General features: G+C 50.7%; 21 protein-coding genes and 1 tRNA gene. 6 read left to right on the plus strand and 16 right to left on the minus strand.

Going from position 1 to position 25,126, the window contains the following annotated elements; genetic code table 11:
• Window positions 1-56: 56 nt before the first annotated feature.
• Together ACO08I_RS09385 and ACO08I_RS09390 are read left to right on the plus strand one after the other, a co-directional pair.
• Window positions 57-785 (plus strand): DeoR/GlpR family DNA-binding transcription regulator, encoded by a 729-nt coding sequence (locus tag ACO08I_RS09385; protein ID WP_293564118.1) that lies wholly within the window; start codon window positions 57-59, stop codon window positions 783-785.
• Window positions 786-795: 10 nt separating this feature from the next.
• Complete coding sequence (locus ACO08I_RS09390; RefSeq protein WP_421949155.1) at window positions 796-1,983, plus strand: exo-beta-N-acetylmuramidase NamZ family protein; 1,188 nt, start codon at window positions 796-798, stop codon at window positions 1,981-1,983.
• Here ACO08I_RS09390 and ACO08I_RS09395 read toward each other — a convergent pair whose 3' ends face one another.
• Window positions 1,984-2,745, minus strand: coding sequence for a DeoR/GlpR family DNA-binding transcription regulator (locus tag ACO08I_RS09395; RefSeq protein WP_421949156.1), 762 nt, complete (start codon window positions 2,743-2,745; stop codon window positions 1,984-1,986).
• A gap of 96 nt (window positions 2,746-2,841) precedes the next feature.
• On the opposite strand from ACO08I_RS09395, the gene ACO08I_RS09400 reads away from it, so the two are divergent.
• The gene (locus ACO08I_RS09400) at window positions 2,842-4,407 is read left to right on the plus strand and encodes a glycerol-3-phosphate dehydrogenase/oxidase (RefSeq protein WP_421949157.1); all 1,566 of its coding nucleotides are present in this window, start codon (window positions 2,842-2,844) and stop codon (window positions 4,405-4,407) included.
• A gap of 50 nt (window positions 4,408-4,457) precedes the next feature.
• Here the strand turns inward: ACO08I_RS09400 and ACO08I_RS09405 are convergent, their stop codons facing one another.
• From ACO08I_RS09405 to ACO08I_RS09425, 5 genes are all read right to left on the minus strand, one after another.
• Window positions 4,458-5,144 (minus strand): hypothetical protein, encoded by a 687-nt coding sequence (locus ACO08I_RS09405; protein WP_421949158.1) that lies wholly within the window; start codon window positions 5,142-5,144, stop codon window positions 4,458-4,460.
• Between the two features lie 66 nt (window positions 5,145-5,210).
• Window positions 5,211-5,879: a hypothetical protein gene (locus ACO08I_RS09410; protein ID WP_421949159.1), complete on the minus strand. Its 669-nt coding sequence runs from the start codon at window positions 5,877-5,879 to the stop codon at window positions 5,211-5,213.
• A 556-nt stretch (window positions 5,880-6,435) separates the two neighbouring features.
• Window positions 6,436-7,263, minus strand: a complete 828-nt coding sequence (locus ACO08I_RS09415; RefSeq protein WP_421949160.1) for a transposase — start codon at window positions 7,261-7,263, stop codon at window positions 6,436-6,438.
• A 99-nt stretch (window positions 7,264-7,362) separates the two neighbouring features.
• Entirely contained in the window at window positions 7,363-7,815 is a 453-nt protein-coding gene (locus tag ACO08I_RS09420; protein ID WP_421949161.1) for a hypothetical protein, read from the minus strand.
• Between the two features lie 592 nt (window positions 7,816-8,407).
• Entirely contained in the window at window positions 8,408-9,937 is a 1,530-nt protein-coding gene (locus ACO08I_RS09425; RefSeq protein ID WP_421949162.1) for a SulP family inorganic anion transporter, read from the minus strand.
• Window positions 9,938-10,200: 263 nt separating this feature from the next.
• Here ACO08I_RS09425 and ACO08I_RS09430 point away from each other — a divergent pair, with 263 nt between their 5' ends.
• The gene (locus ACO08I_RS09430; protein ID WP_421949163.1) at window positions 10,201-10,773 is read left to right on the plus strand and encodes a pentapeptide repeat-containing protein; all 573 of its coding nucleotides are present in this window, start codon (window positions 10,201-10,203) and stop codon (window positions 10,771-10,773) included.
• Window positions 10,774-10,776: 3 nt separating this feature from the next.
• On the opposite strand, the gene ACO08I_RS09435 is transcribed toward ACO08I_RS09430, so the two are convergent.
• From ACO08I_RS09435 to ACO08I_RS09460, 6 genes are all read right to left on the minus strand, one after another.
• Window positions 10,777-12,705 carry a plastocyanin/azurin family copper-binding protein gene (locus ACO08I_RS09435; protein ID WP_421949164.1) on the minus strand — a complete coding sequence of 643 codons (1,929 nt, stop codon included), beginning with the start codon at window positions 12,703-12,705 and terminating at the stop codon, window positions 10,777-10,779.
• A gap of 11 nt (window positions 12,706-12,716) precedes the next feature.
• A complete protein-coding gene (locus ACO08I_RS09440) occupies window positions 12,717-14,594 on the minus strand; it encodes a 3-keto-disaccharide hydrolase (protein WP_421949165.1) in 1,878 nt (625 codons plus the stop codon).
• Between the two features lie 207 nt (window positions 14,595-14,801).
• Window positions 14,802-15,203: a hypothetical protein gene (locus ACO08I_RS09445; RefSeq protein ID WP_421949166.1), complete on the minus strand. Its 402-nt coding sequence runs from the start codon at window positions 15,201-15,203 to the stop codon at window positions 14,802-14,804.
• A 250-nt stretch (window positions 15,204-15,453) separates the two neighbouring features.
• Entirely contained in the window at window positions 15,454-16,560 is a 1,107-nt protein-coding gene (locus tag ACO08I_RS09450; protein WP_421949167.1) for a hypothetical protein, read from the minus strand.
• A 118-nt stretch (window positions 16,561-16,678) separates the two neighbouring features.
• Window positions 16,679-16,900 (minus strand): hypothetical protein, encoded by a 222-nt coding sequence (locus tag ACO08I_RS09455; RefSeq protein ID WP_421949168.1) that lies wholly within the window; start codon window positions 16,898-16,900, stop codon window positions 16,679-16,681.
• A 76-nt stretch (window positions 16,901-16,976) separates the two neighbouring features.
• Complete coding sequence (locus ACO08I_RS09460) at window positions 16,977-18,236, minus strand: DEAD/DEAH box helicase (protein ID WP_421949169.1); 1,260 nt, start codon at window positions 18,234-18,236, stop codon at window positions 16,977-16,979.
• A 294-nt stretch (window positions 18,237-18,530) separates the two neighbouring features.
• Between ACO08I_RS09460 and ACO08I_RS09465 the strand changes: the two genes are divergently transcribed.
• Window positions 18,531-19,634 (plus strand): WD40/YVTN/BNR-like repeat-containing protein, encoded by a 1,104-nt coding sequence (locus ACO08I_RS09465; protein WP_421949170.1) that lies wholly within the window; start codon window positions 18,531-18,533, stop codon window positions 19,632-19,634.
• Window positions 19,635-19,750: 116 nt separating this feature from the next.
• Here ACO08I_RS09465 and ACO08I_RS09470 read toward each other — a convergent pair whose 3' ends face one another.
• Window positions 19,751-21,157, minus strand: coding sequence for a hypothetical protein (locus ACO08I_RS09470; protein ID WP_421949171.1), 1,407 nt, complete (start codon window positions 21,155-21,157; stop codon window positions 19,751-19,753).
• Between the two features lie 154 nt (window positions 21,158-21,311).
• Here ACO08I_RS09470 and ACO08I_RS09475 point away from each other — a divergent pair, with 154 nt between their 5' ends.
• Entirely contained in the window at window positions 21,312-24,188 is a 2,877-nt protein-coding gene (locus ACO08I_RS09475; protein WP_421949172.1) for a DUF7619 domain-containing protein, read from the plus strand.
• Here ACO08I_RS09475 and ACO08I_RS09480 read toward each other — a convergent pair.
• From ACO08I_RS09480 to ACO08I_RS09490, 3 genes are all read right to left on the minus strand, one after another.
• The gene (locus tag ACO08I_RS09480) at window positions 24,185-24,337 is read right to left on the minus strand and encodes a GIY-YIG nuclease family protein (RefSeq protein WP_421949173.1); all 153 of its coding nucleotides are present in this window, start codon (window positions 24,335-24,337) and stop codon (window positions 24,185-24,187) included. The two genes, ACO08I_RS09475 and ACO08I_RS09480, sit on opposite strands and share 4 nt — an antisense overlap.
• A gap of 343 nt (window positions 24,338-24,680) precedes the next feature.
• Window positions 24,681-24,765, minus strand: a tRNA-Ser gene (locus ACO08I_RS09485).
• Window positions 24,766-24,910: 145 nt separating this feature from the next.
• Window positions 24,911-25,117, minus strand: coding sequence for a hypothetical protein (locus tag ACO08I_RS09490; RefSeq protein WP_421949174.1), 207 nt, complete (start codon window positions 25,115-25,117; stop codon window positions 24,911-24,913).
• Window positions 25,118-25,126 lie beyond the last annotated feature (9 nt).

The raw sequence follows: 25,126 nt of genomic DNA on the forward strand, positions 1-25,126 counted from the left end.
TATTTCAAGAAAGCCCAAACTGAAGAAATAAAAGCATGCTAAAACCGGAAAGACAGTTGCTAATTTTAAGGGAAGTCAATGTGCACAATAAGGTCCTGCAAGCTGATTTAAGTGAACTCCTGAAAGTATCGGAGGACACTATCCGAAGAGATTTGCAAGAACTTGCAGAAGATGGCAAACTTAAAAAAGTACGAGGAGGCGCCATATCCAACTCTTTCCGGATGGTGGGTGCTATTGAGAGTGAAATTTACGCCTATGCCGAAAAGACGGCTATTGCCCGCAAAGCAATAAGCCTTTTCCGCAACGGCATGCACATCCTTATTAGTGGTGGCACAACCAACCTGGAGGTAGCCCGCCTTCTGCCTTCCGGGCTGAAAGTCACCTTCTTTACCGTAAGCCTGCCTGTGGCAATGCAGTTGGCCCGGCATAGCGACAGCGAGACGCTCTTCATCGGTGGCCGTATCTCGGGCGATGCGCAGATCAGTACCGGAGGGGAAGTCATCAAAAAGTTGCTCAGCCTCAGCCCGGACTTGTGCCTGCTTGGGGCCAACAGTATTGACCCCATCAACGGCCTGACGGATAGCGACTGGGAAGTGGTGGAAGTCAAACAGGCGATGCGCGAAGTCTCGGGCCAAACCGCCGCACTTGCTATTTCTGAGAAGCTTAACACCAGCACTAAGATGCGGGTCTGCCAACTCAGCGAACTGCAGTACCTCATTACGGAGCGCCCGCCGGCCGACCCTTTCCTCACGCCCTTCCGGATTCCGGGCCTTACGTTACTCTAACCTTTTAACTATGCCCGTACAAACCGGCCTCGACCAGCTTCTGCGTACTCCCGCCCTTCAACAAGCATGCGGGCAGCACATCGGCTACCTATGCCACAATGCCTCCATAACAGCTACAGGGGAAGATGGGCTATCTGCTATGCACCGGGTTTTCGCCCCCCGGCTGCGGGCTGTTTTTTCGCCTCAGCACGGCCTGTTTGGGGAAGCGCAGGACAATATGATCGAAAGCCCCCACTACATCCACCCATTCTTCCAGATACCGGTACATAGTCTCTATGAGGCCAACCGCTCCCCTACCCCCGCCATGCTGCAGGGGCTGGACCAGGTTATTGTGGACTTGCAGGACGTGGGCGCGCGCCCCTACACCTACATTTATACTTTGCAACTGATGATGGAAGCCTGCGCCAAAGCCCGCATCCCCGTTTGGGTCCTCGACCGCCCCAATCCCCTTGGAGGGATACGGGTTGAAGGCAATCTGCTGGATTTGGAATACCGGTCTTTCATCGGGCTGTCCCCTTTGCCCGCGAGGCATGGACTGACGATTGGAGAATTTGCGCTCCTGGTCAATGGAGCCACAGCAACATCCTGCGACCTTAAGGTGGTAGCCATGACCGGGTGGCACCGGGCTATGGCCTTTGAAAAAACGGAGCTGCTGTGGGCTAACCCCTCGCCCAATATGCCTGCGTTGCTGACCGCCCAGGTTTTTCCGGGTATGGTCTTTTGGGAAGGTACGAATTGGTCGGAAGGCCGGGGTACCACCCGCCCGTTTGAAGTCTTTGGCTACCCGGGATTTGATCCTTATCAGGCCCTGCCCGGCCTGGAATCTGCTTTGCTGAAGAGCGGGCTGCGTGGCTTTCGGCTACGGCCCATCTACTTTGAGCCGACCTTCGAAAAACATGCAGGCGAGCGCTGCGGGGGCTATCAGCTGCACCTGCTGAATCTCCAGGATTTCCGGCCCTGGCAGTCCGGGCTGTGTATTCTGCAATACCTGTTCCATTTGCCGGAAGCCCGGCTCCGGTGGCGGCAGCCCCCCTTCGAGTACGAATACAAGCTACTGCCTATCGACATCCTTAATGGCAGCAACGAGGTCAGGCTATGGGTGGAGAACCGTGAGCCCCTGAAGGCACTCCGGGAACTTGAGTTGCAAGGCAGATCGGAATATATGAAGCAGCGGGCAGCGGTGTTGCTTTACGACTGATCAGGCGATGAGCACCTTTACCCCTTTATCTTCCATGGCCCGCCGGGCCGCATCCGGCAGCCCCGCATCCGTGATAATGGTATGGACCGCTTCAATGTCACAAATTTTCCCAAAGCCTTTCTTGCCAAATTTACCGGAGTCTGCAAGAATGACTGCCTGAGGAACGGCTTTAATCATCTTTGCATTCAGGTGGGCTTCCATCATGTTAGAAGTGGTGAGCCCAAAATCAGGGCTAATGCCGTCTACACTCAGGAATAGTTTAGTGCAGGCAAAATCAGCCAGCATGCCTTCCGCGTAGTGCCCCACTACCGACGCACTGCTCTTACGCACCACACCGCCCAGTTGCACCAGCTCTACCTCCGGATGATCCAGTAAAGCCAGGCTAACATTCATGGCACCGGTGAGCACGGTGAGCTTCAGCGTTTTGGGAATGGCCTGGGCAAAGGCGCGAACAGTTGTACCAGACCCAATGATGACCGCTTCTTCCGGCTGCAGCAATTCCACTGCCCGGACGGCAATCCGCTGCTTATCCTCCACCCGGATTTGCATTTTCTCGTCAATGGAGCGGTCATTAACGTAGGTGTCCGGCAGGCTTGCCCCCCCGTGGGAACGCAGTAACGCCCCTTTTTCCTCAAGCAGGCGCAGGTCTTTGCGCACCGTGACGGTGGTGACGTCCATGGCTTCGCTCAGTGCCGCCACACTGACTGCCCCTTTTTGCCGCAAGGCCTCCAAAATGAACCGATGGCGTTCCGCAATTTGCATAGGATGCTGTCTAAGTTTCAAACAAAGGTAAAAAAAGAAAACTAAACTTGCTTTTATTTTCTTTTTTATGCACTTTTGAAGGACAAAAGAAATAAAATGAAAAGAAACGAAAATATAGCAAAAATAAAAAATCAGTCTGAGCCATGGGATCTTGCCGTAATCGGGGGTGGTGCATCGGGGCTGGGCATTGCGCTTGACGCGCTTTCCCGTGGTCTTTCGGTCGTGCTTTTGGAGAAGGCCGACTTTGCTAAAGGTACCTCAAGCCGGAGTACTAAGCTGCTGCACGGTGGGGTTCGCTACCTGGCTCAGGGGGATGTTTTTCTTGTACTGGAAGCGCTGAAAGAGCGGGGGCTTATGATGAAAAATGCACCTCACCTTTCCGGTAAGCAAGCCTTCATTATCCCGATTTATACGCGCTGGGATCAGCTGAAATACGGGGTCGGGCTTAAAGTCTATGACCTGATGGCTGGCCGGTTGCGCATTGGGCGTTCTCACATCATTTCCCGGAAGAAGGTGGTCGAGAAAATTCCCACCATTAAGCAAGAGGGGTTACTGGGGGGCGTGGTCTATTACGATGGGCAGTTTGATGATGCCCGCTTGGCGGTTGCGGTTGCGCAAACCTGTTCGGATATGGGCGGCTGCGTGGTGAATTACACCGAAGTGACCGGGCTGAGCAAAGCTGCCGATGGAAAAATCAATGGTGTGGAAGCCAAAGACCTTGTTGAAGGAGAAGCTTTTTCTATCCCCGCCAAGTCGGTCGTGAATGCCACCGGGGTATTTTCCGACACGATCCTGAAAATGGATCAGCCGGGCGTTCGAAAGTCCATCCTTCCGAGTCAGGGTGCTCACCTGGCATTAGACTTGTCCTTTCTGGGCGGTAAAGATGCGTTGATGATCCCGGAGACACCGGACGGGCGGGTGCTCTTTGGCATCCCATGGTTTGGCACGCTTATCCTGGGTACCACCGATACACCACGGTCTGAAGCAGAGGCAGAGCCCAAGGCCCTGGAAGAAGAAATAGACTTCATCCTGGAAACTGCTGCTGACTACCTGGTCAAACCGCCGACGCGGGCCGATGTGCTTTCAGTTTTTGCCGGATTACGCCCCCTTGCGGCGCCCAAAACAGAAGGCGCTGCGACCAAGGAAGTCTCCCGCAGCCATAAAATTGTGGTGAGCGACAGTGACCTCTTCTCTATACTCGGTGGCAAGTGGACGACTTTCCGGCAAATGGGGGAAGATATGGTGGATGAAATCCTGAAGGTCAAGAAGATGAGCGCCAAGGGTAGCACTTCAGCCCAAATCCGGCTCCACGGCTATCCCAACGGGCACCCCCCGGAAGGTCATTGGCGGGTCTACGGCAGCGAGGCGAAAGCCATTCAGGCGCTGATCGCTGAACAGCCCGAATTACAGCAACCCCTTCACCCCAAATATCCTAACACCAAAGCCGAGGTCGTTTGGATGGCAAGGCACGAAATGGCGCAGCGTATAGAGGATGTGCTCGCCCGCCGTCTGCGTACCCTGTTTATGGATGCTCAGGCTGCATTGGATATGGCAGCGCCTGTAGGCAAAATCCTGCAAGAGGAATTGGGCAGGGACGATGCGTGGTATGAAAAAGAGGTGGCTGATTTTCAGGCGGTGGCTCGGGGGTATTTGTTGGCTTGAAACATCGCTACCTTCCGTAAGTAGCAGCCGAAGTTAAATGGCTGAATAGATTACTCTGAAGTCTCTACCGGAATCTGAATAGGCTCCTTTACCAGCTCGCAAATAACACCTTGATTGTTTAACAGGTGTTGTATTGATGAGATGTTATCTGGCATTTGGGCTATGGTTTCGGCTGGAAAATCCAAGGTAACCCTAATATCATCTAACAGCTCTTTCTGATCTACCCTCAATCCAACCCCATGATGCCCCAACCACCAACAAACAGTTGACAAAGAAGCGTTGCTCAAGGTTACATCCCCATTTGAATGTAGTTCGGTCCCACTATTCTTTTGGTTGGGGCTTGGTGCCTGTTCCACGCTACGGAATATCAGTGTCTTCTTTTCAACCTGTTTCAGTTGAAGTTCAAGGTTATATCTATTCATCAGTTCTTTAGCTATCCGGTGAAAAAGAGCATATTCAGCTAGCTCAGACTTACTGCCCGCTTTTATTCTGATTAAGGGGGCCTTCTCTAATTCGATTAAGTCTTTTGATATGCCTGATCCTGTTCTTGCCAGACAGTGGTAGAGAACATCCCGAAGTGGATATTGAGCGGTAAAAACAAAGTTTCCTCCTCCCATATAACGACTGGAATCTTCATAACTAATCTCTTCTATCTGGATAAATATTGTTTGACATTTGCTCTTCATAGGAAGAATAATAAATATGGCTATTATGAAAGCTATGCAGTGTTGGATCATCCTCTACTACCTTTTATATCTCATTGCCGAACCCGGTGAGCCAGGCAATCTGAAATCTATCCCTAATTAATCACTAATTTTCTGAACCGGCAACCGCTTTATACTACAAATCACACCCGCACTTTTCATAATGGCAACTACCTTTTCTATAGGAGAACTATAGGAAAAGACTTCATCAGAAAGGTTCATGAATATTTTTTCATTCAGCAACAACTTATCCAAAACCTTTATACGTACCCCCCTATTGATCAATTTCAAACATAGCGTAGACAAGGATGTGCTATCAAAAACTGTGCTTTTAAGGCCCGAACCTGACTGGCCCCTCAGCTTATCAAAGCGTTCTTCTTCTAACCCCGTTATGACTATTACATCAATTAACGTATCGTTCTCCATTAATTCTGATAACAAATAATCTTGAAGAAGTCTTTTTAGACCGTGCTCAATGTAGTGCGAAATGGGTCGTGGCATCCGGCTTACTACTTGAAGTCTAAAAAGAGGATTGTGCTTTAATGAAATCTGATCATCGCTGATGGGTTCACCGTAAAGTGCATATAAGTTTCTCAATACCATACTCAAGCTATCTTCCATATGCAGCCCCATAGAATTGGTTGAGAACACACCAAGAGGAAGAACAGCTTCATCGGGCGCTATTTCCTGATGAGCAATGATCATACTTTGAGCGTTTAAAGAGCTACTTAACAGGAGTAAAAAAGTGATAAAAAGCAACTTATCCATGGGTGCAAATTGTACGGAGTCATTACTGTTCAAACGGAAGTGCTCTCTTTGAAAACGGTGTATTCATGTTTTTTTATAAAACAGATTGGTTTTCAAATTCTAAACCACCATACTATAAGCTTCTATGCGTTACGAAGTAGTTTAGCAAGGCAAATAAGCAAGTATTAAATATAACTAAAGCAGTCATATTCATCTTAACTAATCTTTCGCAATAGAAAAATTAGTTACAAAACTAACCTTAGCGAGTTTTATTCTATACAGTCATCTCCGAATCCAAAATATCGTAGCACATCTCCTACCTTTTCTGTTTCAGTAATTCCTTGATAATCAATCCCCTTGATACCCTTCATGAGCTGAAGGTTCAATTTCAAACTCATACTGAGATGAGTTTAAATCATAGTATCCTTCAACTTGCTCAGCTAGTTCTGCGATAAATAAACCATCAAATATCGTGGAAAAGGTATTTTGGTACAGTTCACAATTCGAATCATTGTAATTATGTGATACACCATAAAACGCAACGGTATTACTTATAATGCAAATCAAGAGCTAAATGTCAATTTAGCTGAGTTATCAAAATTAGAGCTGCTGCGATACGGCCGAAGATGTGGACGATAAGCCCTGACAATGACCGAACTTGGCTAGCTCTCTGAATATCAGTATGTTCGATAAGCCAATTAAAAAAGGATTCAATAGGCTGCCGAATCTTAGAAACAGCTTTTGAATAAAGGTCGTCAGCCGCCTTGTGGCGCTGCCTGTCTTGCTGAGGTTGCCCTCGCTTATATTTGACTGGGCACATCAACTCTCCGCCCTGGTCTTGGCAAATTAGCTCCAGTTCGCTGTCGTTAAAGGCTTTGTCCCCAAAAATTGGGAAATGGGCATACTGTTCCAACAACTGCCGCTGTGCTTGTAAGTCATGTTCTGAAGCCGGCCCAATTTGCATAGACTCTATTACAGGTAGAGCACCAGAGCGTGAAAAACCAAGCCCGTGCAGCTTAACACCGAAGTAGTGCATCTTTTTGGTCGAATTATAGCCTTTGTCGCATAGCTCTCTGGCTACCTTGCCAGCCCTTTTGCCACTACACGTTATGATAGGCATGGAGTCAGTAAGCAAAAAAGAAGCCCTGCCTTTTGTGCAGGCAAAAGAATAACGGGCAGCTAAATGGGCTACCAAATGAGGCAATGCACTAGCTAGGCGGTTAAGCCGGGCGTTATAAGCCTGGTAACTTGGAAGCTCCGGAAAACAGTCAGCCCAATGGTGTTTTATATACTCATAGGCGTCCTTAACCCTTGTTTTGCGCTCGTAGGCAAGGCTAAAAAGGTAGCTGCATAAAAGCTCAGAGTCTGTAAACTTAGGCGGTGACTGGTTTTTTGTGTGCCGCATACAGTACCATTGTAGTTCTTGTTCGTATATTTCGCACACGTAGAAGTATAGCTCGATAAGTTGTAGAAGTCGCATTCCACAAACTTAATCAACTTGCTTCTACGTTTTAGTTTGCTCTTGATTCGCATTTATAGAAATATTTAAAGCTTCAGCTGCTGCGTTTGCAGCAAGTCCAGCCGAAACAGGAAGCAACTCACCATTACTCAATTCAATATTCAGTGGGGCAGACACCTGAACATTAAATTGACATTCTGCATCTGTTTTGTTTTGTGTATTATAGAAGTTCATCTCTACATCGCGTAACCTTGCTATTTGAAATAGTCCTAAATCTTCGAATTCAAAAGATTGACAACTATACGGAATTATAGATTCTTCACAATTACTCTGACTGCCAGAACAATCGCAAGCCGATTCAATGTAGCTGTTTTCAAACGCCTCTGGATCAGACCAAAGCAAACTCATATCAACATAGGCGTAGTTGGAAAGGGCTTCCTCAAAATCCAACATAGAGATAAATTCATTAGGACCAGTGTTATTGCAAAGGTTTTGCATAATATTCCCAACAATTTGATCTGCGGTAGCGCTCTGACAGGGGAAAAGTAACGATAAATTATTGATCTGAGCAGCTAAGTGGGGGGCTAATAAAAATTCAATTTGAGCTTACCCCAGAACAAAATTCCTTGACATGGTTTTTTTGGTGATTACTGAAACCCCGCCCCGCTTATGTTGTAAATTCCCCAGGAAAAGCTCTAAACTCAAATCTTGTGTTACCATCATCCTCCCACGCCAATAGGACACTGATAGCACTGATCTGACTTATCGAACTGATCTGCTTTGCTGGGCCCGCCCCGCTGGAGGTACTCTCTGCAATCAGTGAAAATCCGCGCAATCAGTCTAATCTGTGTTCCAAACCTGCCACGCATGACATGGGTACGCTGATGACGCTGATCTGACTGATGACGCTGATCCTGGCAATCCGGTGCCGCCACATAAGCATGTCCCCGCTCGAAATCAGTGTAAATCCGCGCAATCAGTCTAATCCGTGTTCCAATGCACCTCCGCGACCTCTGCGTGAAACCCCTCCGCGATCTTCGCGTGAAGCCGCCTCCCTACGCAGTCACTTTAAACCGCGTAAAGCCCCCACTCAAACCTCATCCACCACCACCTTATAGGTTGGGTCTTCTGCCACATTCACATCAATAATCTCCTCTGCATTTTTCAGCAGTTTTCGACAGTCGGGGCTCAGGTGGTGCAGGTGTACTTTTTTGCCCACCTTGCGGTAGCGCTCTGTAATTTTATTGAGGGCTTCGATAGCCGACATATCTACTACCCGGCTTTCCTCGAAATCAATGATGACCTCATCCGGGTCATTCAGCACATCGAATTTTTCATTGAAGACGGCGACCGAACCGAAGAAGAGCGGACCGTATATCTCGTAGTGCTTTACGCCATCCTCATCAATGCGCTTGCGGGCACGGATGCGCTTGGCATTGTCCCAGGCAAAAACCAGAGCAGCAATAATCACGCCGATGAGCACCGCTAGTGCCAGGTTGTGCAGGACGGCGGTAATGCCGGTGACCAACACCATCACGAAGATATCAGAAGGCGGCATTTTGTTAAAGGTCTTCAGGCTGGCCCACTCGAAGGTGCCAATTGCCACCATGATCATCAGACCAGTCAGAGCTGCCATGGGGAGCTTCTCCACCAATCCGGCACCAAACATGATAAATACCAGCAGCATAACGGAAGCAACGATGCCCGACAGCCGGGCGCGCGCACCTGCCGATACGTTAATCAGGCTTTGCCCGATCATCGCGCAGCCGCCCATGCCGGAAAACAGCCCGGAAAGGATATTCGCCGTGCCCTGAGCTACGGCTTCTTTATTGCCGCTGCCCCGGGTCTCAGTAATCTCATCGATGATATTCAGGGTAAGCAGGCTCTCAATAAGGCCTACACCTGCCATAATACCGGCATAGGGGAAAATGATCAACAGGGTCTCCATGGTAAAGGGGACCATTGGAATATGAAAGGGTGGGAAACTGCCCTGAATGGAAGCAATATCGCCTACCGTACGGGTATCAAGCCCAAAGAAAGCCACCACGCCAAAGATGGTAAGGATAGCCGCCAGAGAAGAAGGCACGGCCTTAGTAATCTTCGGAAGCCCCCAGATGATGAGCATCGTCAGGAGGACCAGCCCGAGCATCAGGTAGAGGCTGTTGCCCGCCATCCATGCGCCTTCCGGTGTCTTGAATTGCTCCAGCTGCGACATGAAGATGATAATCGCCAGGCCATTTACAAATCCAAAAATGACCGGGTGAGGGACCAAACGCATCAGCTTACCCAATTTGAGCACGCCCGCCAATACCTGAATCAGCCCCGCCAGAATGACGGTAGCGAAGACATACTCTACACCATGTGACAACGCAAGCGCCGCAATGACCACTGCCACCGCACCTGTCGCTCCGGAGATCATGCCCGGACGGCCGCCAAATATAGAAGTGATCAGCCCCATCACAAAGGCGGCATAAAGCCCCGTCAGCGGAGAAAGCCCGGCAATAAGGGCAAAAGCCACCGCCTCGGGGATGAGCGCCATCGCAACAGTCAGGCCCGAGAGGACTTCGGTTTTATAGTCTACACGTTGAGAAAGGTCAAAAAGATTGAATAACTTTTTCATATAGTACACAGTAGTTTGGTGCCCGGCAGCCGACCGGGACATTAGTATTTTTCTGGAAAGGTTAGGGCAAGCTCTCAAAAGGAAGGCGCGAAGGTAAAGCTTTTTTACCTTTGTCCAAGCCACAGACAATTATGTTTGTGTTATACGCACAACGAAGTGGTTTGCGACATCGGAGCAAGCCACTTCCCAGCGTAAATGCTGACATTGAGTAGGTTTGCTATGGCAAACCACTTAATCGTCAGTATAAACTAACACTAACCCTCATGAGCCTACCTTTGACTGAAGATCAAACCTTTGAGCACCGGGATACCGCCACGGAGCCCTTGCCCATCGGTATTTACATCAACTGTGTATTCCGCAATTGCCAGTTCTCCAATGCAAATTTTATGGATTGCCGCTTTACGGAATGTCGTTTTGAGGATTGTGACCTAAGCAACGCGGAGGTGGCGGGCACGGCTTTCCAGGAAGTCACTTTTTCCGGGTGCAGATTGTTGGGGGTCGCATGGGAAGACTGCAAGCCTTTGCTGCTGCAACTCCGGTTTGAAAAATGCCAGCTTGACTACGGCGTTTTTGGCGCCCTACCGATGGAAGGCACTGTCTTTTCGGACTGCTCGGTACGGGAGGCGGACTTCACCGGCACCTCACTCAAAGGAGCTGACTTTAGCGGCACCGACCTGAAGGATGCCCGCTTTGAGAATGCCCAACTGCAAAATGCCGACTTCCGGACGGCAGAAAATTTCACCATCCATCCGGCCCACAATGACCTGAAAGGGGCCCGTTTCGCCCGGCAGGAAGCATGGCGCTTGCTGATAGGCTACGGCCTAAAGTTTGAATAGCCCCTACTCCACCATCAGCGTGCCCCGCATCACCTGTGCGTGCCCGGGGAAAGTGCAGACGTACATGTAGTACCCCGGCTCTTTGGGAGCGGTAAAGTACAGCGTTTCGGATGTCTCCGGCTGCAGGATACCCGTGTGGTACAAAATCAGGTCCGACTCCGGCACGTAGTTCATCTCCTCTCCTTTCAAGCCCAGTTGCATAGACAACTCCGCGACTTTGTCCACCGCATCACCAGGCTTGACGATAACGAGGTTGTGCAGCATATCGTCGCTGTTGCTGAAGGTCAGTTTGACTTTGGCACCGGCGTCCACCATAAGTACGGTTTCATCGTATTTGAGGCCGGGTTTGGTCCCCAAATTAAGTTCCACCTCCGGCCCATCTGTCCAGGAAGTGGGCATGGTATTGGGGCGCTTTGTAGGGCCAGCATCGGCAGCCTCATCCTCCGCCGAACCCACAGCTGCGGATTTCAGTTGCCCGCCCGGCACCGTATTGAGGGTGTAATAGCCGGTATTGTGCAGCAGTGGCTTACCGGCACGGGAGCGCACGCCCTCCGCCGCTACCTGATGTATGAAGCCCAGGCGCATGCCTTTGACAAACAAACGGGCAGAAAGCCCATCCTCACTAAGCTCCACCTGGTACACCTCCCCGTCCTGCTGATCAACGATGGGGCTGCCGTAGGTCTTGTGGTATTCGTAATTGAAGGTGGTGATGGCGTAGGAAGCCGGATCGCTGCCCGTGCTGTTGCTCACCGGTTCTGTGAAGGTGAGCAGAAAACCATCGGGCTGCGCCTGCATGGTTTTGATTTCAAAAGGTGTTTTGCCCGACCACACCAGCCGCTGCAACCCATAGGGCGCCTTACCGGTAGCGGGCCAGCCCCGGCTCGTCATGCCTACGAACATGCTGTTGTCGCTACCCCAGATCATCCGCAGAATGCCGGAAGCGAAGCCATCGATAAACCCGAATGCCGCGCCCTGATAGACCCCGTCAATCTCTTCCATGTACACCCGCATGATTTTGCTGTGCCCCTGATCGCCTACAAACCACTGTCCTTCGAAAGGGCCGAACTGGCCACCGGTATTGTCCACCAGAATATCAGAGGTGGAAATACCCAGAATGGTGTGCGGGAACCACACGGCGGGCGCTTTCACCGCAGGGACTTTTTTGGCGTATTCGAAAAGGGACATGCCCGGATAGTCCGGAATACTTTCCGCAGCCAGCTTGACCGGTGAATTGGGCTCAGCGGCCCAGCGCAGCCCGGCCGGGTTGCCGGCAAAATCGCCTTTTTCCAGGTGCGTCATCCGCCCGGAGCCGACCCAGTCGCCCTGATTTTCGGTATAGAAGATATCGCCTTTTTCATTCACCATAAAGCCCGCAGGAGAACGCAAGCCGGTAGCCAAAGGCTCCATATCGCCCTCCGGGGTGATCTTCAGCAGCCAGCCCCGCCATTTGGACAGGCTCGCGCCGTGCCCAATCCAGGAGAGGTTGAGGGTCACCAGCATATCGCCATCGGGCAGGAACTTCGGCCCGTAGGAGTAGTCGTGGTAATTTCCCGAAAGGGGCCAGGAGTAGACCGTGCGAAAGACATCGGCTTTGCCATTGCCATCGCGGTCCTCCAGACGGGTCAGCTCGCCGCGCTGGGTGGCGTAGAAACCGTTGTCACGGAAAGCCAGCCCCAGGGGCTCATGCAGGCCTTTGGCAAACAAGCTGTAGGCTGGATTTTTGCTGTACGGGCGGTCAATGAGCCAGACCTCGCCCCGGCGGGTGGAGACGCCCAGCTGATCCTGATCATTGAGGGCCAGCCCGCCAACTTCCAGCACAACCTCATCCGGTATGGGGACATCCACGATTTTATAATAGGCAGACATGGGGTCTTGCTGTGCAAACAGAACGCCCAGCAGGCTGCAAAATACGAAGGTCAAAAAGGCTCTCATGGTCTGTAAATTTACCAGATGATGTCGTATTCGATGGTTTGTGCACCAGGGCTGAGGGCGAGCAACAACTCCATTTGCCCGTTGGACTGCCGTAGGGTAGCTTCCTTTCCCCCAAGGTCGACCAGGTACTGATGGTTATTGACAGCATAAGTGCCGTCGGGCAGTTGCTCGATCATTTTGCCATCGCCCAATTTCAGCCACAAGCCATCGCCTTTGCTAATCGTTAGGATGCGGGTTAATCGGCGCTCCCCTGCGGCAGGACGGTGTTGTACGTTCACGGAAGTACCATCCACCTGATACAAAAAGGTGGGGTGCCCTTCAGCGTCAAGTTCGTAGCCCTTCTGCCGATAGGTTTGGCCGGTAGTCAGAGTGTCTGGCCAGACGGCTTTTTCATCTTCCAATGCGTATAATTCAGGGTCGCCGTGGAAGGCGATGGCCATGCCCAGGGGCTGCCCCAGTTGTGCTTCTCCCCGCTCGTGCCACATATCGGTGGCATCCATGAAGCCGCCCGACCAGGCTCTAAGCAGGGTACCCCGCTCTACATCGTAGGCATAGTGAATGCCCTGCGGTGTGGCAACGGCTACGGTGTGCGTACGTTTTTTGCCTTCGTGCAGCATAAAGCAACGCTGCAGTGTAGCCTCTGTTTCGGCAGCTATGATAATGGGCTCAGGTTTGGGGCCTTGTTTTACAGAGGCAGGGGTCGTAAGCGCATGCCGTTCGATACCCGGGCCTTCCACTTCCAGCCCAAAGCCCCGCCGCCAGCCACGCCCGGGTTTGTGAAGGACCAGTTGAAACGGGACCGTCCCCGCTGAGAGACCGGTAATCGCCTTTGCTTTGGGCCCCATGGAATAGCTATTATCCCGGTCGAATAAGGTATCCTGACCAACAATAAACCGGATGGCGGTGTGGTTGGCATAAGTGGTGAAGAGATAATCGCCGGTTGCCGGCACAGCTAATACGCCTTCATATATGAGGGAAAATCCAGCCCGGGTACCTGCCTGATAAAAGGAAATGGAATCTACCGGTGTATTGGACTGTAACTCCAGGGTATCCCAATCGGGTAGCTCCTCCTGCCGGGTTTCATATTGTGCTACGGTGAGGTTGCGGGTTTCAACCGGCGGATTATCGTACCGTTTGTACCGGATATTGCGGTAAGCGACCGGCCCGTGGTCGCCCTGCAGCATAATGGGGCCGGTGGGGGCTTCATCCGTAAAGAGCGCAGCGCGGGTCGGCCCGGTCAGTTCCACGTTCTCGTGCACTTTGATGCCGTTGAGCCAGACTTCTTTAAAGCGGGCATTCTGTACCTTCTGCCCGTTATCATCAAACCGGGGCGCATGGAACAGGATGCGCACCTGCTGCCACAGCCCGGGCGCTTTTGCTGCATTCATTGCCGGTGGGTGGCCTTCGTATCCACGCTTGTCCTTTGGTGCATCATCGTCCCAGCGCTGATAAATGCCGCCCATATCGGAATGCTGCGGTGTTTTCACTCCCCAACTGTCAAACACCTGTATCTCATAGCGCCCCTGCAGGTAAATCCCGGAATTGGAATTCTTCGCAGTCATCACCTCCAGCTCCAGTTCAATATCGCCGTGTTCAAAGGCAGTGAACAGGTGCGCTCCGGACCTTGGAGGAGCAGTATTCACCACCACGCCCGTGCCTTCGAGGGGCTCCATCGTCAGTGCTTTGGAGCGGTCGGCGTAGGCACCTCCGGCGATGGCCCAGTTCTCCGGGCCCGACTGAAAGCCGGAGAAGTCCGATAGATCCATGGCTGTGAAGGGCAGAGCGGGCTCAGGCTCCGGTTCTGTCTCCGGTGGCAGCTCAGGGTCGGGAGTACAGGCAGACAGCCAGAGTAGGGCTAGCAGCCAGGCGAGGCGGTAATTCACGTTCATACTTAGGGCTTTTCCGGCTTTGGGGTGGGCAATTGGCTTGCCTAATATAGAGGATTTTTACAGCAAAAAGTAACCGTGGTGTTTTTTTGGCGGGAGACCTACCACCCCAGCACAACGGTAATCACGAGGATCTTTTGGGTCATCAGGATAGCGCGTTCTCGTCAAAGCGCTCCCGGCTGATGAACCAGAGATTAAGGCATTGAGCGGTCAGCCACCCGGGGAGTTCCGCCGGTGAGCTCGGAGGCGGCGCAGGCGAATTCGCCCCTGAATGAATTTCAGCCCACCCCAAACCAATGAAAGTGCCCCTAAGACGAAAAGCAGTTGTGGCAAAACCGGGGCGCCAACCAAAGCGGCAAGGTATAGCACGGGAGGGGATACGGATACAAGCCCCACTAGCAAAAAAAGCCCCGCGGTCTGAATATTGCGACGGGCTTCTTCCATTGTATAAGGCAGGGTATCGGCAGGCAGGGGCACGATGGACCCTTCCAGTGGAGCTATTGGCTCCTCAATCGTCATAGCGGAACGATGACCGCCCAGGGAAGATGCAGCGCTCGCAGCAACGCAAAGAGCCAATGAGCAGCAGAACAGCAGGGGAAGTAGGGTTTTCATAAGCTGAGGTTTCTACCTCAAAATACGGAACTTTGGGTGAGCGTGCAAAACGGGAGCTGATGATGTATGCGTAATAAATTGTACTGCTTGAATAGCCCGGCAGCATTCATGGATAAGCTGGAGCAAAGCGGGAAGCTCCACCCCAGCAGCTATCGCACTTAACTGCAGAGGGTTGTCCTCTAGGATTGATAGCCGTGGTCACTTTCTGTTTTTTGTGCAATTGGTTATACACACGCTGTGGATGACCGTTTTAGCTTGTTTTCTTGAATAGATGTAATTGCCCGCCCGTATCGGCGGCTGCCAGGTAATCGCCATGTACTTTGGGCATGCCGATTTGGTATAGCCCTTCGCCGGGGTGATCAAAAGCCCACTCCCAGTCTATCTGCCGGGTACGCCAGTTGAATGCCGCGAGCTTGATATCGTGCCCGAGCGTCCCGTCTGGCTTTTCGAATACCTCGTCTGAGGAAAAGTACAGGTGGTCGCCCTGACACACCGGCGGGGTCATAGCACGCAAGCGCCGCGATTTAAACCCGGAGGTACAGTCCTGTGCCTGCAGGGCTCCGGTCTGCAAGTCGATCTCCCAGTAGTAGTAACCGGTCAGCCCCAGTATCTTGCCTGCTTCCTCATGCAATACACTGTGCGCGGGGTTCGGCAATACTCTGGACTGCTGAGGGCCAAGGGTGGTGCCGGTGGGGAGCTCGTGCCAGGTTTCAATTATTTCCCCATTTAGTGGGTCCAAACAGATGATTCCATCAATCCCTTTAGTTGAAAGCACTAACTTTTTTCTATATACTCCACATATACCGCTACACTCGGAATATGAAATCCCCGTATTTGACAATGTTTGCTTTAAATTGATTTGCCAAATCAATTCCCCAGTATTCACATCAACACAAAAGACAAGATTTTTCTTTAAGTAACCTGTAGCAAACAAAGTTTCTCCCTTACAAATACGAAATTGCCCTATCCTTGTATTAGTTTTCCATAAAATAACTTCAGGATTGTCGCATAATATAGCTCCCAAGCTGATTGTCGCATCATCCTTTACTTTTACGAAAATCATCCTCCCACAATGAAGGTGTGACGCAGCTAGCTTTCTTTTTACTCTACTTACCGTTCCATCAGGTTTCATTAAAGCTATTGAATGATTCTCCCTCACCACCAAAAAGTTTTCAACAAAAAAACATGATGAATATTTATCGTTCGATAAAAAAGAACCTTTGGGTGTCTCCAAATTCTTCAGACTATAAAATTTAATTAATTGATCTGAAGATGGAAAAGCCAAAATGCTATCAAAGAAATCAACCTCTTTTGGTTTTCCTTCTATTATCTCTTGGTGAACCAGCTTGTAGTCCATATTATAAATTTTTGCTGTAAAAGAAACACAACTCGTAAAACCATAATCATTGAAAGACTCCGCAGTACTGAATGATTATCTAACTTAATTCTTTTCCTCCTCGATCTCAATTAATTGATTACTCAACCTTAATGATTAAATCAAGAAAGTCATCCAAAATTGGAATTATGTCATCAAGAAAATCATCAACATTATCCACACCGAAAATTTGTTGAAATTTTGTTTCTCCAAGTGTGGCAAATAACTCATTTGCCTTCCCCCCATCACTAAGCATACCCTGAAACTCCTGCCTGATGGCATTCCCCGCTGCGGCAGCATCCGAAAAAACCAAAGCCGCCAAGCCCACCAAAGAACGGGTTCCCCCGCTTTCTCAGGTAGCCTTGGCGGCCCTGTTAACGCTGTATTACAGCTCGCAATTAGTTCCGGCGCCGGCTATTATTGCGCCGGTTATTGCGGTTGCCGCCCCCGGAAGAACGACCGGAACGTTGGCCGCCGCCACGGTTTTGCCCATTGCTGCTGACAGGCTCCGGTGTAGCACCATCATCCGGGAAAGGATGCTCGCTGACAACGGGAATAGACTGGCCAATGAGCTTTTGAATGTCTTTGAGGTAGGCGCGCTCTTCCGCATCGCAGAAGGAAAGGGCTACGCCGCTTGCATCTGCCCGTCCGGTGCGGCCGATGCGGTGCACGTAGGTCTCCGGTACATTGGGCAGGTCAAAGTTGACCACGTAGGACAGTTCGTCTACGTCGATGCCACGCGCCGCAATATCGGTGGCGACCAGTACATTCAGGTTGCCGTCCTTGAACTTTTGCAAAGCCTTTTGCCGGGCACCCTGAGATTTGTTGCCGTGGATGGCGGCGGCATTGATGCCTGCCTTATCCAGCTGATTGGCGATGCGGTTGGCTCCGTGCTTGGTGCGGGAAAACACCAGGGCTGAATCCACATCATTTTCCTTGAGCAGGTGCAGGAGCAGCTTACGCTTGTCCTTTTTAGTGACGAAGTAGACATTCTGCTCTACCCGTTCGGCGGTTGCCTGTTCCGGCTTGATGGTGATGCGCTCCGGATGCCCCAGAATGCCCTTGGAGAGCTTCAGGATTTCCGGTGACATCGTAGCAGAGAAGAACAGAGACTGCCGGTCTTGCGGCAACTGCTTCACGATTTTCTTGATGTCATGGATAAAGCCCATGTCGAGCATGTGGTCGGCTTCATCCATTACCGCAAACTGCACATGTTTCAGGCTAATGTAACCCTGTCCCATAAGGTCAAGCAGACGCCCGGGAGTTGCGGTAAGGATGTCAATGCCTTTGCTCAGGGCACGAGTCTGCGCCCCCTGCTTTACGCCACCAAAAATGACCGTATTGCGTAGGTCGAGAAACCGCCCGTATGCCGAAATGCTCTCATCAATTTGAATAGCCAGCTCCCGCGTAGGCGCAACGATCAGGCATTTGATTTCACGCCTGCGGCGGTCCCAGCTTTGGTCCTCGTACATTTGCTGCAGGATGGGAATGGAGAAAGCTGCAGTTTTGCCGGTGCCGGTCTGCGCACAGCCAAGCAGGTCTTTCCCCTTAAGTAGTTTTGGAATAGCTTGCTGTTGGATAGGTGTGGGCTGTTCGTAGCCCTGAGCACGAAGTGCTTTAAGAATGGGATCAATAATCCCGAGATCTTGAAAAGTCATCGAATAAATTGAAATGCCTAAGCTTAAACAGTTTGACGGGAATGGGAGGTATCAATCATTTATAAAAGGTATCTTACCTTGCCGTCTCACCCACTAAAGATAGGTCAGTTAAAAAAAGGTGGGAGTAGGCTTTTGTTGGAGCACGCTCCCCATCTCCGGGTAATCTGTTACCCCTGAGAGATGAATGCAGGTGCAAATATACTCTAAATAGTTGAGACTATTCTAATATTGTCCGATCAGGAAGAAAGTAATAACTTTGCACACTGATTTTTCTGACAAAACTGAGGTATGAATATGAATAGTGTAAAGTTTTGGATACTGTTTGGCGTCATTGGCACGCTGGTTTTCAGTTCCTGCGATGACGATGGGTTCGATTTCAATATAGCAGAATGTAAGCCGGAAGAATTTTTGGATAATTGGTCCATGGAGGTGATACAGCCAAATATTGCGTCCAACTTCCTGCCACAACTTAATAATGCAGACTTCACCACCACTTCTGTGGGTTACGCTGTAGGCGAGCTGGGCACATTAATCCGTATCAGTGGTGACGGAGCGGTATGGGAAGTCCAACTCACCGGCCAGGAAACTGATGCGCTTACGGTACAGGCTTTGCTATCTGTGGACTTCTTTGCAGAAGACCAGGGCTTTGCCGGCGGGTCGGACATTTTGCCTCAATTTAGTGAAGAGCGCGATTCCGGTGCAGTCTTTCTCTCTACCGTTGATGCGGGACTGACCTGGGAGCGCCGCTATGTGGACGAGGTGCGCCGGTTTATGGACCTGGAATTCTACAATCCACTGCTTGGTTTGGCGCTAGTCCTGCCCGAAAGTGCAGGCAGCAATAGCGATTACAGCATCGCCCGCACAGAAGATGGTGGCGAAACCTGGGCGATTGAGGACCTGCCGGAAGAATTTGGCTTCCCTCGTTTCCAGCGGGCCAGCAACCGTATTTTCATCCCAATGAACCGCCGGTTCCGCTTTTCGGATGACCGGGGCGAAACCTGGACAGAGCGGACTACGCCAGTTAACAGCATTGAAGTCTTCTACTTTGCTACGCCTGAGGTGGGCTTCGTCGTGGGCGAGACCACCGCATTCAGAACCACAGATGGCGGACAGAACTGGGAGGAAATGCCCCTGCCCGTTGAAGGCGGTGGCGGCATTATGCACTTTGTGGATGAGAATCAGGGCTTTTTCCTGCGCAGCGTGATCAGCCAGGAGCCAGAGACCGGCATCAACTACCTCAGTGGCGTGCAGACACTCGAAACCCAAGACGGAGGCGCTACCTGGACCGTGGTGGCAGAAGAAAGCGGCTGCCTGGTCAATGGGGAAGTGACCTTCCCTTCTTCCGTCATTGGCTATGTAGTGAACCCGAATGCCATTTACCGTTTTGTAAAGCAATAACCACGTTGGACCTGCTTTTCAAAAAGCTGAACTGCAAGGGCGAGAAGCGCCTGATGGTACTGGTTGAACCGGAGGGTTTTGCGCTCCATCTGGATATGCTGGAAGCAGCGGAAGGGCTAAACCTTGCCCAATTGTTCCAGCAGCCACTGTTTTTCAGTAAGCGGCTGGGTTTGTTCAATCCTTGCCCTAAGCGCCTGTTTAGCGGAAAGGAGGTGTGGGTTCAGGACCAAAATTTTCTTTAGCAGGGCTGCGAAGTTGCGATAATTGTTACGATGATAAGTCAGGATATCCTTGCGGGCCAGAAAGGACGTCATGGCCTCCAGCTGAGACTCCAGCGCGTCCCATGCCCCGGTGACATAAAGCGTTTTTTGCAGCAGGGTTTTAGCGGCCAGATTGAGCAGTAAGTCCTTGTAGTTAGCGCGCTGTAAGAGTTGAAGGACATCCCCGTAGTGCCCTTTCTCATATGCGAGTCTCGCCCGGCTGAAGCTGTACATGCTGTCCTGATGCTCTTTAGGCAAATGCTTTTTATAATCTTCAATGAAGGAGGCCGCCCAATCCAGCGCCCCGATAGCAACCGCAAGCGCCACCGCATTCCGGTACGTAAATCGGGACAGGAACCCATCCGAAAGCAGCACACCGGAGGAAAGCCCTTTTTGGTAAAGGTCCAGCCCCTCCCGGGCAAACTCCAGACCACCGGCATTGAACTTACGGATGCAATAGTTCAGCCCCAGCAGCAGCAAGTCTCTCGTTTCAGATTCCGGGAAACAGGCCCAATGCTGAAGCAGTTGATCCTTAAAAGCCTGAAAGTCCTTCTCTGTGCCATCGGGCGACAACGCGTAATAACAATGATAGTATACACCGATGGCAGGCAAGTCCAGCAAATTTCGCTGTTTGGCGAAAGCCAGCACTTCCTGCAGCAAGCCAAAATCATATTCCGCTTTGTAGACCGCCTGATGGCTTAGCAGAAAGCAGGTCTGCCGTAATTTTTGAGCAATGAAAGCGATGTCTGTGGTATCGGATATTTCCTGCAGGTTAAGGCTACTGACTCGTTTTTGACCGGCCGAGAAGAGGTAATGCTCCCATTGCACCTGATACTGCCACTGATAATATTCTATGTGACGAAGAGGCTGCTCCTCTATCTCCTGACGGGCCTTTCGGATGGTTTGCTGAAAGTGCTTTGACAGCCGCTTTTCCCGGTAGGCTGACGACAGTGACACCCGCTGCTGGACAGAGGAGAGCAGATGGGGGGCAAGCGCCAGATACTGCTCTACCAACTTCATCAGCCAACTCATCAGGTAGCGGATGCGCTGTGCATCATAAGGCTGATCCGGAAAAAGATGATGGAAAGCGGCTTCTTTAGTGGGTATTTCTCCTATCCAGTAAAGCCGCTCCTCCAAAAACGCCCAAAATGCAACCACATCCTGACGTTGATTGAACAGCGGAGAGCGGACCATTTTGCCAAAGGCTGTTACCTCTTTTCTGCTTAATTGCTCTAATATCATGAGGAGCCGGCTTCCTTTCAAGTTAAATTAATTTATATGTATTTGATAAAAAATCATTGCTTGCCTTTCAATAAAAGCAATTAGGCTTAAATCTAAATATTTGCCTTTGACAAATGGCATTTTTTGTATTTGTATTCCGTCCCTGCAATCCTAATCTTTGTTAAAAAAGAAAGCTATGCGGCGTTCCCTACTACTCATTGTACTCCTCGGCCTGACTTATTCTGCCCAATTTCTGCATGCACAAGGCTGGAAAAAAACCTTCAGCATTGAAGACACTACCGGCACTGCTTCATACAGCCTGATCCGAGATGTAAAAGCCACCGCTGATGGCGGTTACTTATTGTATGGACAGGCATTTTCCAGTAATCAGCTCGCGCTTTGGAAAATCGACACCTACGGGAACACTCAATGGTCAAAGACATTTGGAGCAGGAGCCGAAGCTTATGGCTACGCCAGCAATATGCACCTCTTGGGCGATAGTGCAATATACATCAGCGGACGTTTTTCGGACGCTGATCAACTTTCACCTCAGCACGGGGTCATGCGCCTCAATATGCAGGGAGAAGTGCAATGGCTCGAACGCTACTATGTTAGTGATACGCTGACCACCCTCTCCACAGCATTTACTCCCACCACTGACGGGCACTTCATCACTGGCAGTGAAACCCTGACTGGCGACAGCTTACTCATTCATTTGCACAAAATCGATCAGCAGGGCAATGTAGTTTGGGAGAAGACCTACCCTCGTTTTAGTTATTGGGATGAGGTTTTGCTTCCCTATGTGGCGGATATCACGCCATTGAGTAGCGGGGGATATATTGCAACCGGAAGTTATATTTCAACGCTTGGCCTGCAGTCTTCTCATATCATCCGATTGGATGATAACGGTGAAATGCTTTCACAATTTAACCTGATGGGAGTTTCAGATGAAATTTATACTCATCGCGTGAAAGAGACTACTGATGGTAATTATATCGTTTGCGGAAGCTCGGACGGCAACTTCATATCGCCCGGATTTGTAAAAAAAATTACGCCTCAAGGTCTGGAAATATGGAATCGGAACTGCCCTGCACCGGCAACTGATATTGAACAAACACCTACTGGCGATTATCTCATTGCAGGAGGGTTCGGGGAGTACGCCTGGGGTTCAAATCTTTTCGGAAGCTTTGTTTATAGTTTCCGTGAAAATGGGGATAGCAATTGGAGTTTTCATGACTTGCCCTCCTTTTCCTCTCACGGATTTGCTGCAATTACAACGGGAACAGATGCCAGTTGCGTGGCAGCAGGCATCAATAACTCGCAAGCTTACGCTGTCAAACTGGACAGCATGGGCAATGTATTCACCCATACCTTGCAGGGCACCGTGCAGCGCGACGAAGATGCGGACTGCGCACTCGATTCTACGGCACTCCCGCTGTCAGGTTGGAACATTATCGTTTCCAATGGCACGACCGATTATTATGCGACGACCGACTCCAACGGTTTCTACTCCATGACCGTGGATACCGGAAGCTATTCGATTTCGATTACCCCCCCGAATGCGCTGTGGGTCCCGTGCCAGGCGGTTATAGATACCGTACTGAAAAATTTCTATGAGGAGACAGTAGTTAACTTCCCGGTACAAACCCAGGTCGATTGTCCGTTAATGTCCGTAGATGTGTCTGTCCCCTTTCTCAGGCGCTGTTTCCCCAACACCTATTCGGTCCGCTATTGCAACGAAGGCACTGCTGTTGCTAACGACGCTGCCGTGGAAATTCAACTGAACGAACACCTTACCCTGGAGTCGGCTGAGCTTCCTTACTCGGAAACCGGGGATCAGACGTACCGATTCGAGCTGGGCGACCTCCCCCCGACTACCTGCGGGCAATTCCGGTTTACGGCACATCTGGATTGCGACGAAACACAGCTCGGGCAGACCCATTGTGTGGAAGCGTTCGTCTTTCCTGACACCCTTTGTGTGTCCACGCCCCCTGCCCCTCTCATTGAAGCGGATAGCCGTTGCGATGGCGACTCTGTCATTTTTACCCTTCGCAATATTGGCGACGCAGACATGGCTGATAGCGCGCCCTATATCGTTATTGAAGACGACGTTATGTTCCTTACCCAGCCCTTTGAGCTGGGAGAGGGAGATTCTATCGAAATCTTCCGCCCTGCCACCGGTGTCACCTACCGGCTGCAGGCGCCCCGCAGGCCCGGCTTTGCCCCGGGAGAACTGATCAGCTCCACGCTGGAAGGTTGTCTCTCCGATAATCAGGTGATTTCTTTGGGCTTTTTCAACAGCTTCCCCTTGTACGGCAACGGCGGTTTCACCGATTTGGAATGCCGGGCGAATATTGGTGCCTACGACCCCAATGATAAACAGGGCTTCCCTAAAGGTGCTGGCCCCGAGCACTTCATTGAGCCAGGTACCCGTCTGGAGTACCTGATCCGATTCCAAAATACGGGTACAGATACAGCCTTCAATGTAGCTATTCAGGATACGCTGTCAGCATGGTTGAACCCTGCTACTATTTCTCCCGGTGCAAGCAGCCATCCTTATACGTGGCAACTGGCACAGGATGGCACCCTGCTTTTTGAGTTTGCCAATATAATGCTGCCTGATAGCAACGTAAATGAGCCGGCTTCCCATGGATTTGTAAAATTTGGCATAGACTTAAAAACCAATACGCAACCTGCCACCGCTATCCACAACCAGGCCGCCATCTTTTTTGATTTCAATGCCCCGATAATCACCAATAAGACCGTGCACCGGGTGAATGTTGACTTCCTGGAAAACCTACTTGCCGCAACAGAGCAGACTCACTTGTATACGGGTAAGGTTCAGGTAGCTCCCAATCCGGCTTCCCAGGTCATCAGATTCGAAAAAACGGAAGAACAAAACTCATCCGCCCTGATTGTCATTTACAATTCTAATGGGCAGCGCCTTGGTACATACCCTTTCCAGACAGCCGAGAAGCAGATCCCTGTGGATCAATGGCCCGCCGGGCTTTATTTTTATGACGTCCGCTTCGGCACTGGACATACTGCTGGACGGTTTGTGATTCAGCGTTAACGGCAGTGAGCAGGTAAGCGGGGAGCAGTGTAAGAGACCTGCTTAGCTCGATGCCGGGACAATCGGTCTTCTAAATTCTTGGTACGCCCAATATAATATTTACCGTCCCGACACTTTAGCGTGTATACGTAAAACTGCTGCTGTTCCATGTTTCATTGAGGTTGGAGCGCTGGGAGCGGACGCTGTCCGCCGTAGCCCGATGGGAGAATATGCTTTTAATTTAGGAGGATAAATATGGGCAAAAAAAAGCCCGACTTCCCTACGGGCCTATCCATTAAAATGGATTTTGGCGCATAAAGCTACGTCGGGCGGAGGCGGAGGAGGAGGGATTGGCTTCGCCCCTCCCTAAGGCGGGGAGAAACAAAAGCTGAAGGAAAAAGCACTACGTGCTCCTTTTTTATGCCCTCCTGCCTTAGGGAAGGGCAACCTTCCCACGGCAAAGGGCATAAAAAAAGCCGCCTTTTTCAAGGCGGCTTTTTCCTTCAGCTTTTGCGGAGGAGGAGGGATTCGAACCCCCGATGGTGTGACCCATGCCGGTTTTCAAGACCGGTGCATTCAACCGCTCTGCCACTCCTCCGGTTGATTTTTCTTAAGCGATTGCAAAGGTAAATTTATTTTGGAAACTGCACAAGAGCAGGAGCAAAAAAAAGCAGCCCGAAGGCTGCTGCTATACCCAAAACAATCCATTAATCATGTTAAAAAAACTCCCTAAATCTTGGTGCTTAAAGCGTTATGTCTTCACTGAGGCAGTCCTCAACCTGATAGAAACCGTACACTAATGTGCCGTCCGGCTCTACTTTTGGTGTGTTACGCTCCTCAATGTTCTTAGTGTCGTAGATGTAGTGTGTTTGGTTAGACCCCTGATGATTGCCTGCAGTAACAAATGCAATCATCAAAATTCCCAGAATCGTTGTTAGTGCATATTTCATTGGGCTAAG

The organism is Phaeodactylibacter xiamenensis, assembly GCF_965229835.1.
Lineage (GTDB): Bacteria > Bacteroidota > Bacteroidia > Chitinophagales > Saprospiraceae > Phaeodactylibacter > Phaeodactylibacter xiamenensis.

Coding starts and splice junctions, on each gene's coding strand:
- ACO08I_RS09390 (WP_421949155.1), top strand. CDS start 796: ATGCCCGTACAAACCGGCCTCGACCAGCTTCTGCGTACTCCCGCCCTT.
- ACO08I_RS09395 (WP_421949156.1), bottom strand. CDS start 2,745: ATGCAAATTGCGGAACGCCATCGGTTCATTTTGGAGGCCTTGCGGCAA.
- ACO08I_RS09400 (WP_421949157.1), top strand. CDS start 2,842: ATGAAAAGAAACGAAAATATAGCAAAAATAAAAAATCAGTCTGAGCCA.
- ACO08I_RS09405 (WP_421949158.1), bottom strand. CDS start 5,144: ATGATCCAACACTGCATAGCTTTCATAATAGCCATATTTATTATTCTT.
- ACO08I_RS09410 (WP_421949159.1), bottom strand. CDS start 5,879: ATGGATAAGTTGCTTTTTATCACTTTTTTACTCCTGTTAAGTAGCTCT.
- ACO08I_RS09415 (WP_421949160.1), bottom strand. CDS start 7,263: ATGCGGCACACAAAAAACCAGTCACCGCCTAAGTTTACAGACTCTGAG.
- ACO08I_RS09420 (WP_421949161.1), bottom strand. CDS start 7,815: ATGCAAAACCTTTGCAATAACACTGGTCCTAATGAATTTATCTCTATG.
- ACO08I_RS09425 (WP_421949162.1), bottom strand. CDS start 9,937: ATGAAAAAGTTATTCAATCTTTTTGACCTTTCTCAACGTGTAGACTAT.
- ACO08I_RS09430 (WP_421949163.1), top strand. CDS start 10,201: ATGAGCCTACCTTTGACTGAAGATCAAACCTTTGAGCACCGGGATACC.
- ACO08I_RS09435 (WP_421949164.1), bottom strand. CDS start 12,705: ATGAGAGCCTTTTTGACCTTCGTATTTTGCAGCCTGCTGGGCGTTCTG.
- ACO08I_RS09440 (WP_421949165.1), bottom strand. CDS start 14,594: ATGAACGTGAATTACCGCCTCGCCTGGCTGCTAGCCCTACTCTGGCTG.
- ACO08I_RS09445 (WP_421949166.1), bottom strand. CDS start 15,203: ATGAAAACCCTACTTCCCCTGCTGTTCTGCTGCTCATTGGCTCTTTGC.
- ACO08I_RS09450 (WP_421949167.1), bottom strand. CDS start 16,560: ATGGACTACAAGCTGGTTCACCAAGAGATAATAGAAGGAAAACCAAAA.
- ACO08I_RS09460 (WP_421949169.1), bottom strand. CDS start 18,236: ATGACTTTTCAAGATCTCGGGATTATTGATCCCATTCTTAAAGCACTT.
- ACO08I_RS09465 (WP_421949170.1), top strand. CDS start 18,531: ATGAATAGTGTAAAGTTTTGGATACTGTTTGGCGTCATTGGCACGCTG.
- ACO08I_RS09475 (WP_421949172.1), top strand. CDS start 21,312: ATGCGGCGTTCCCTACTACTCATTGTACTCCTCGGCCTGACTTATTCT.
- ACO08I_RS09480 (WP_421949173.1), bottom strand. CDS start 24,337: ATGGAACAGCAGCAGTTTTACGTATACACGCTAAAGTGTCGGGACGGT.
- ACO08I_RS09490 (WP_421949174.1), bottom strand. CDS start 25,117: ATGAAATATGCACTAACAACGATTCTGGGAATTTTGATGATTGCATTT.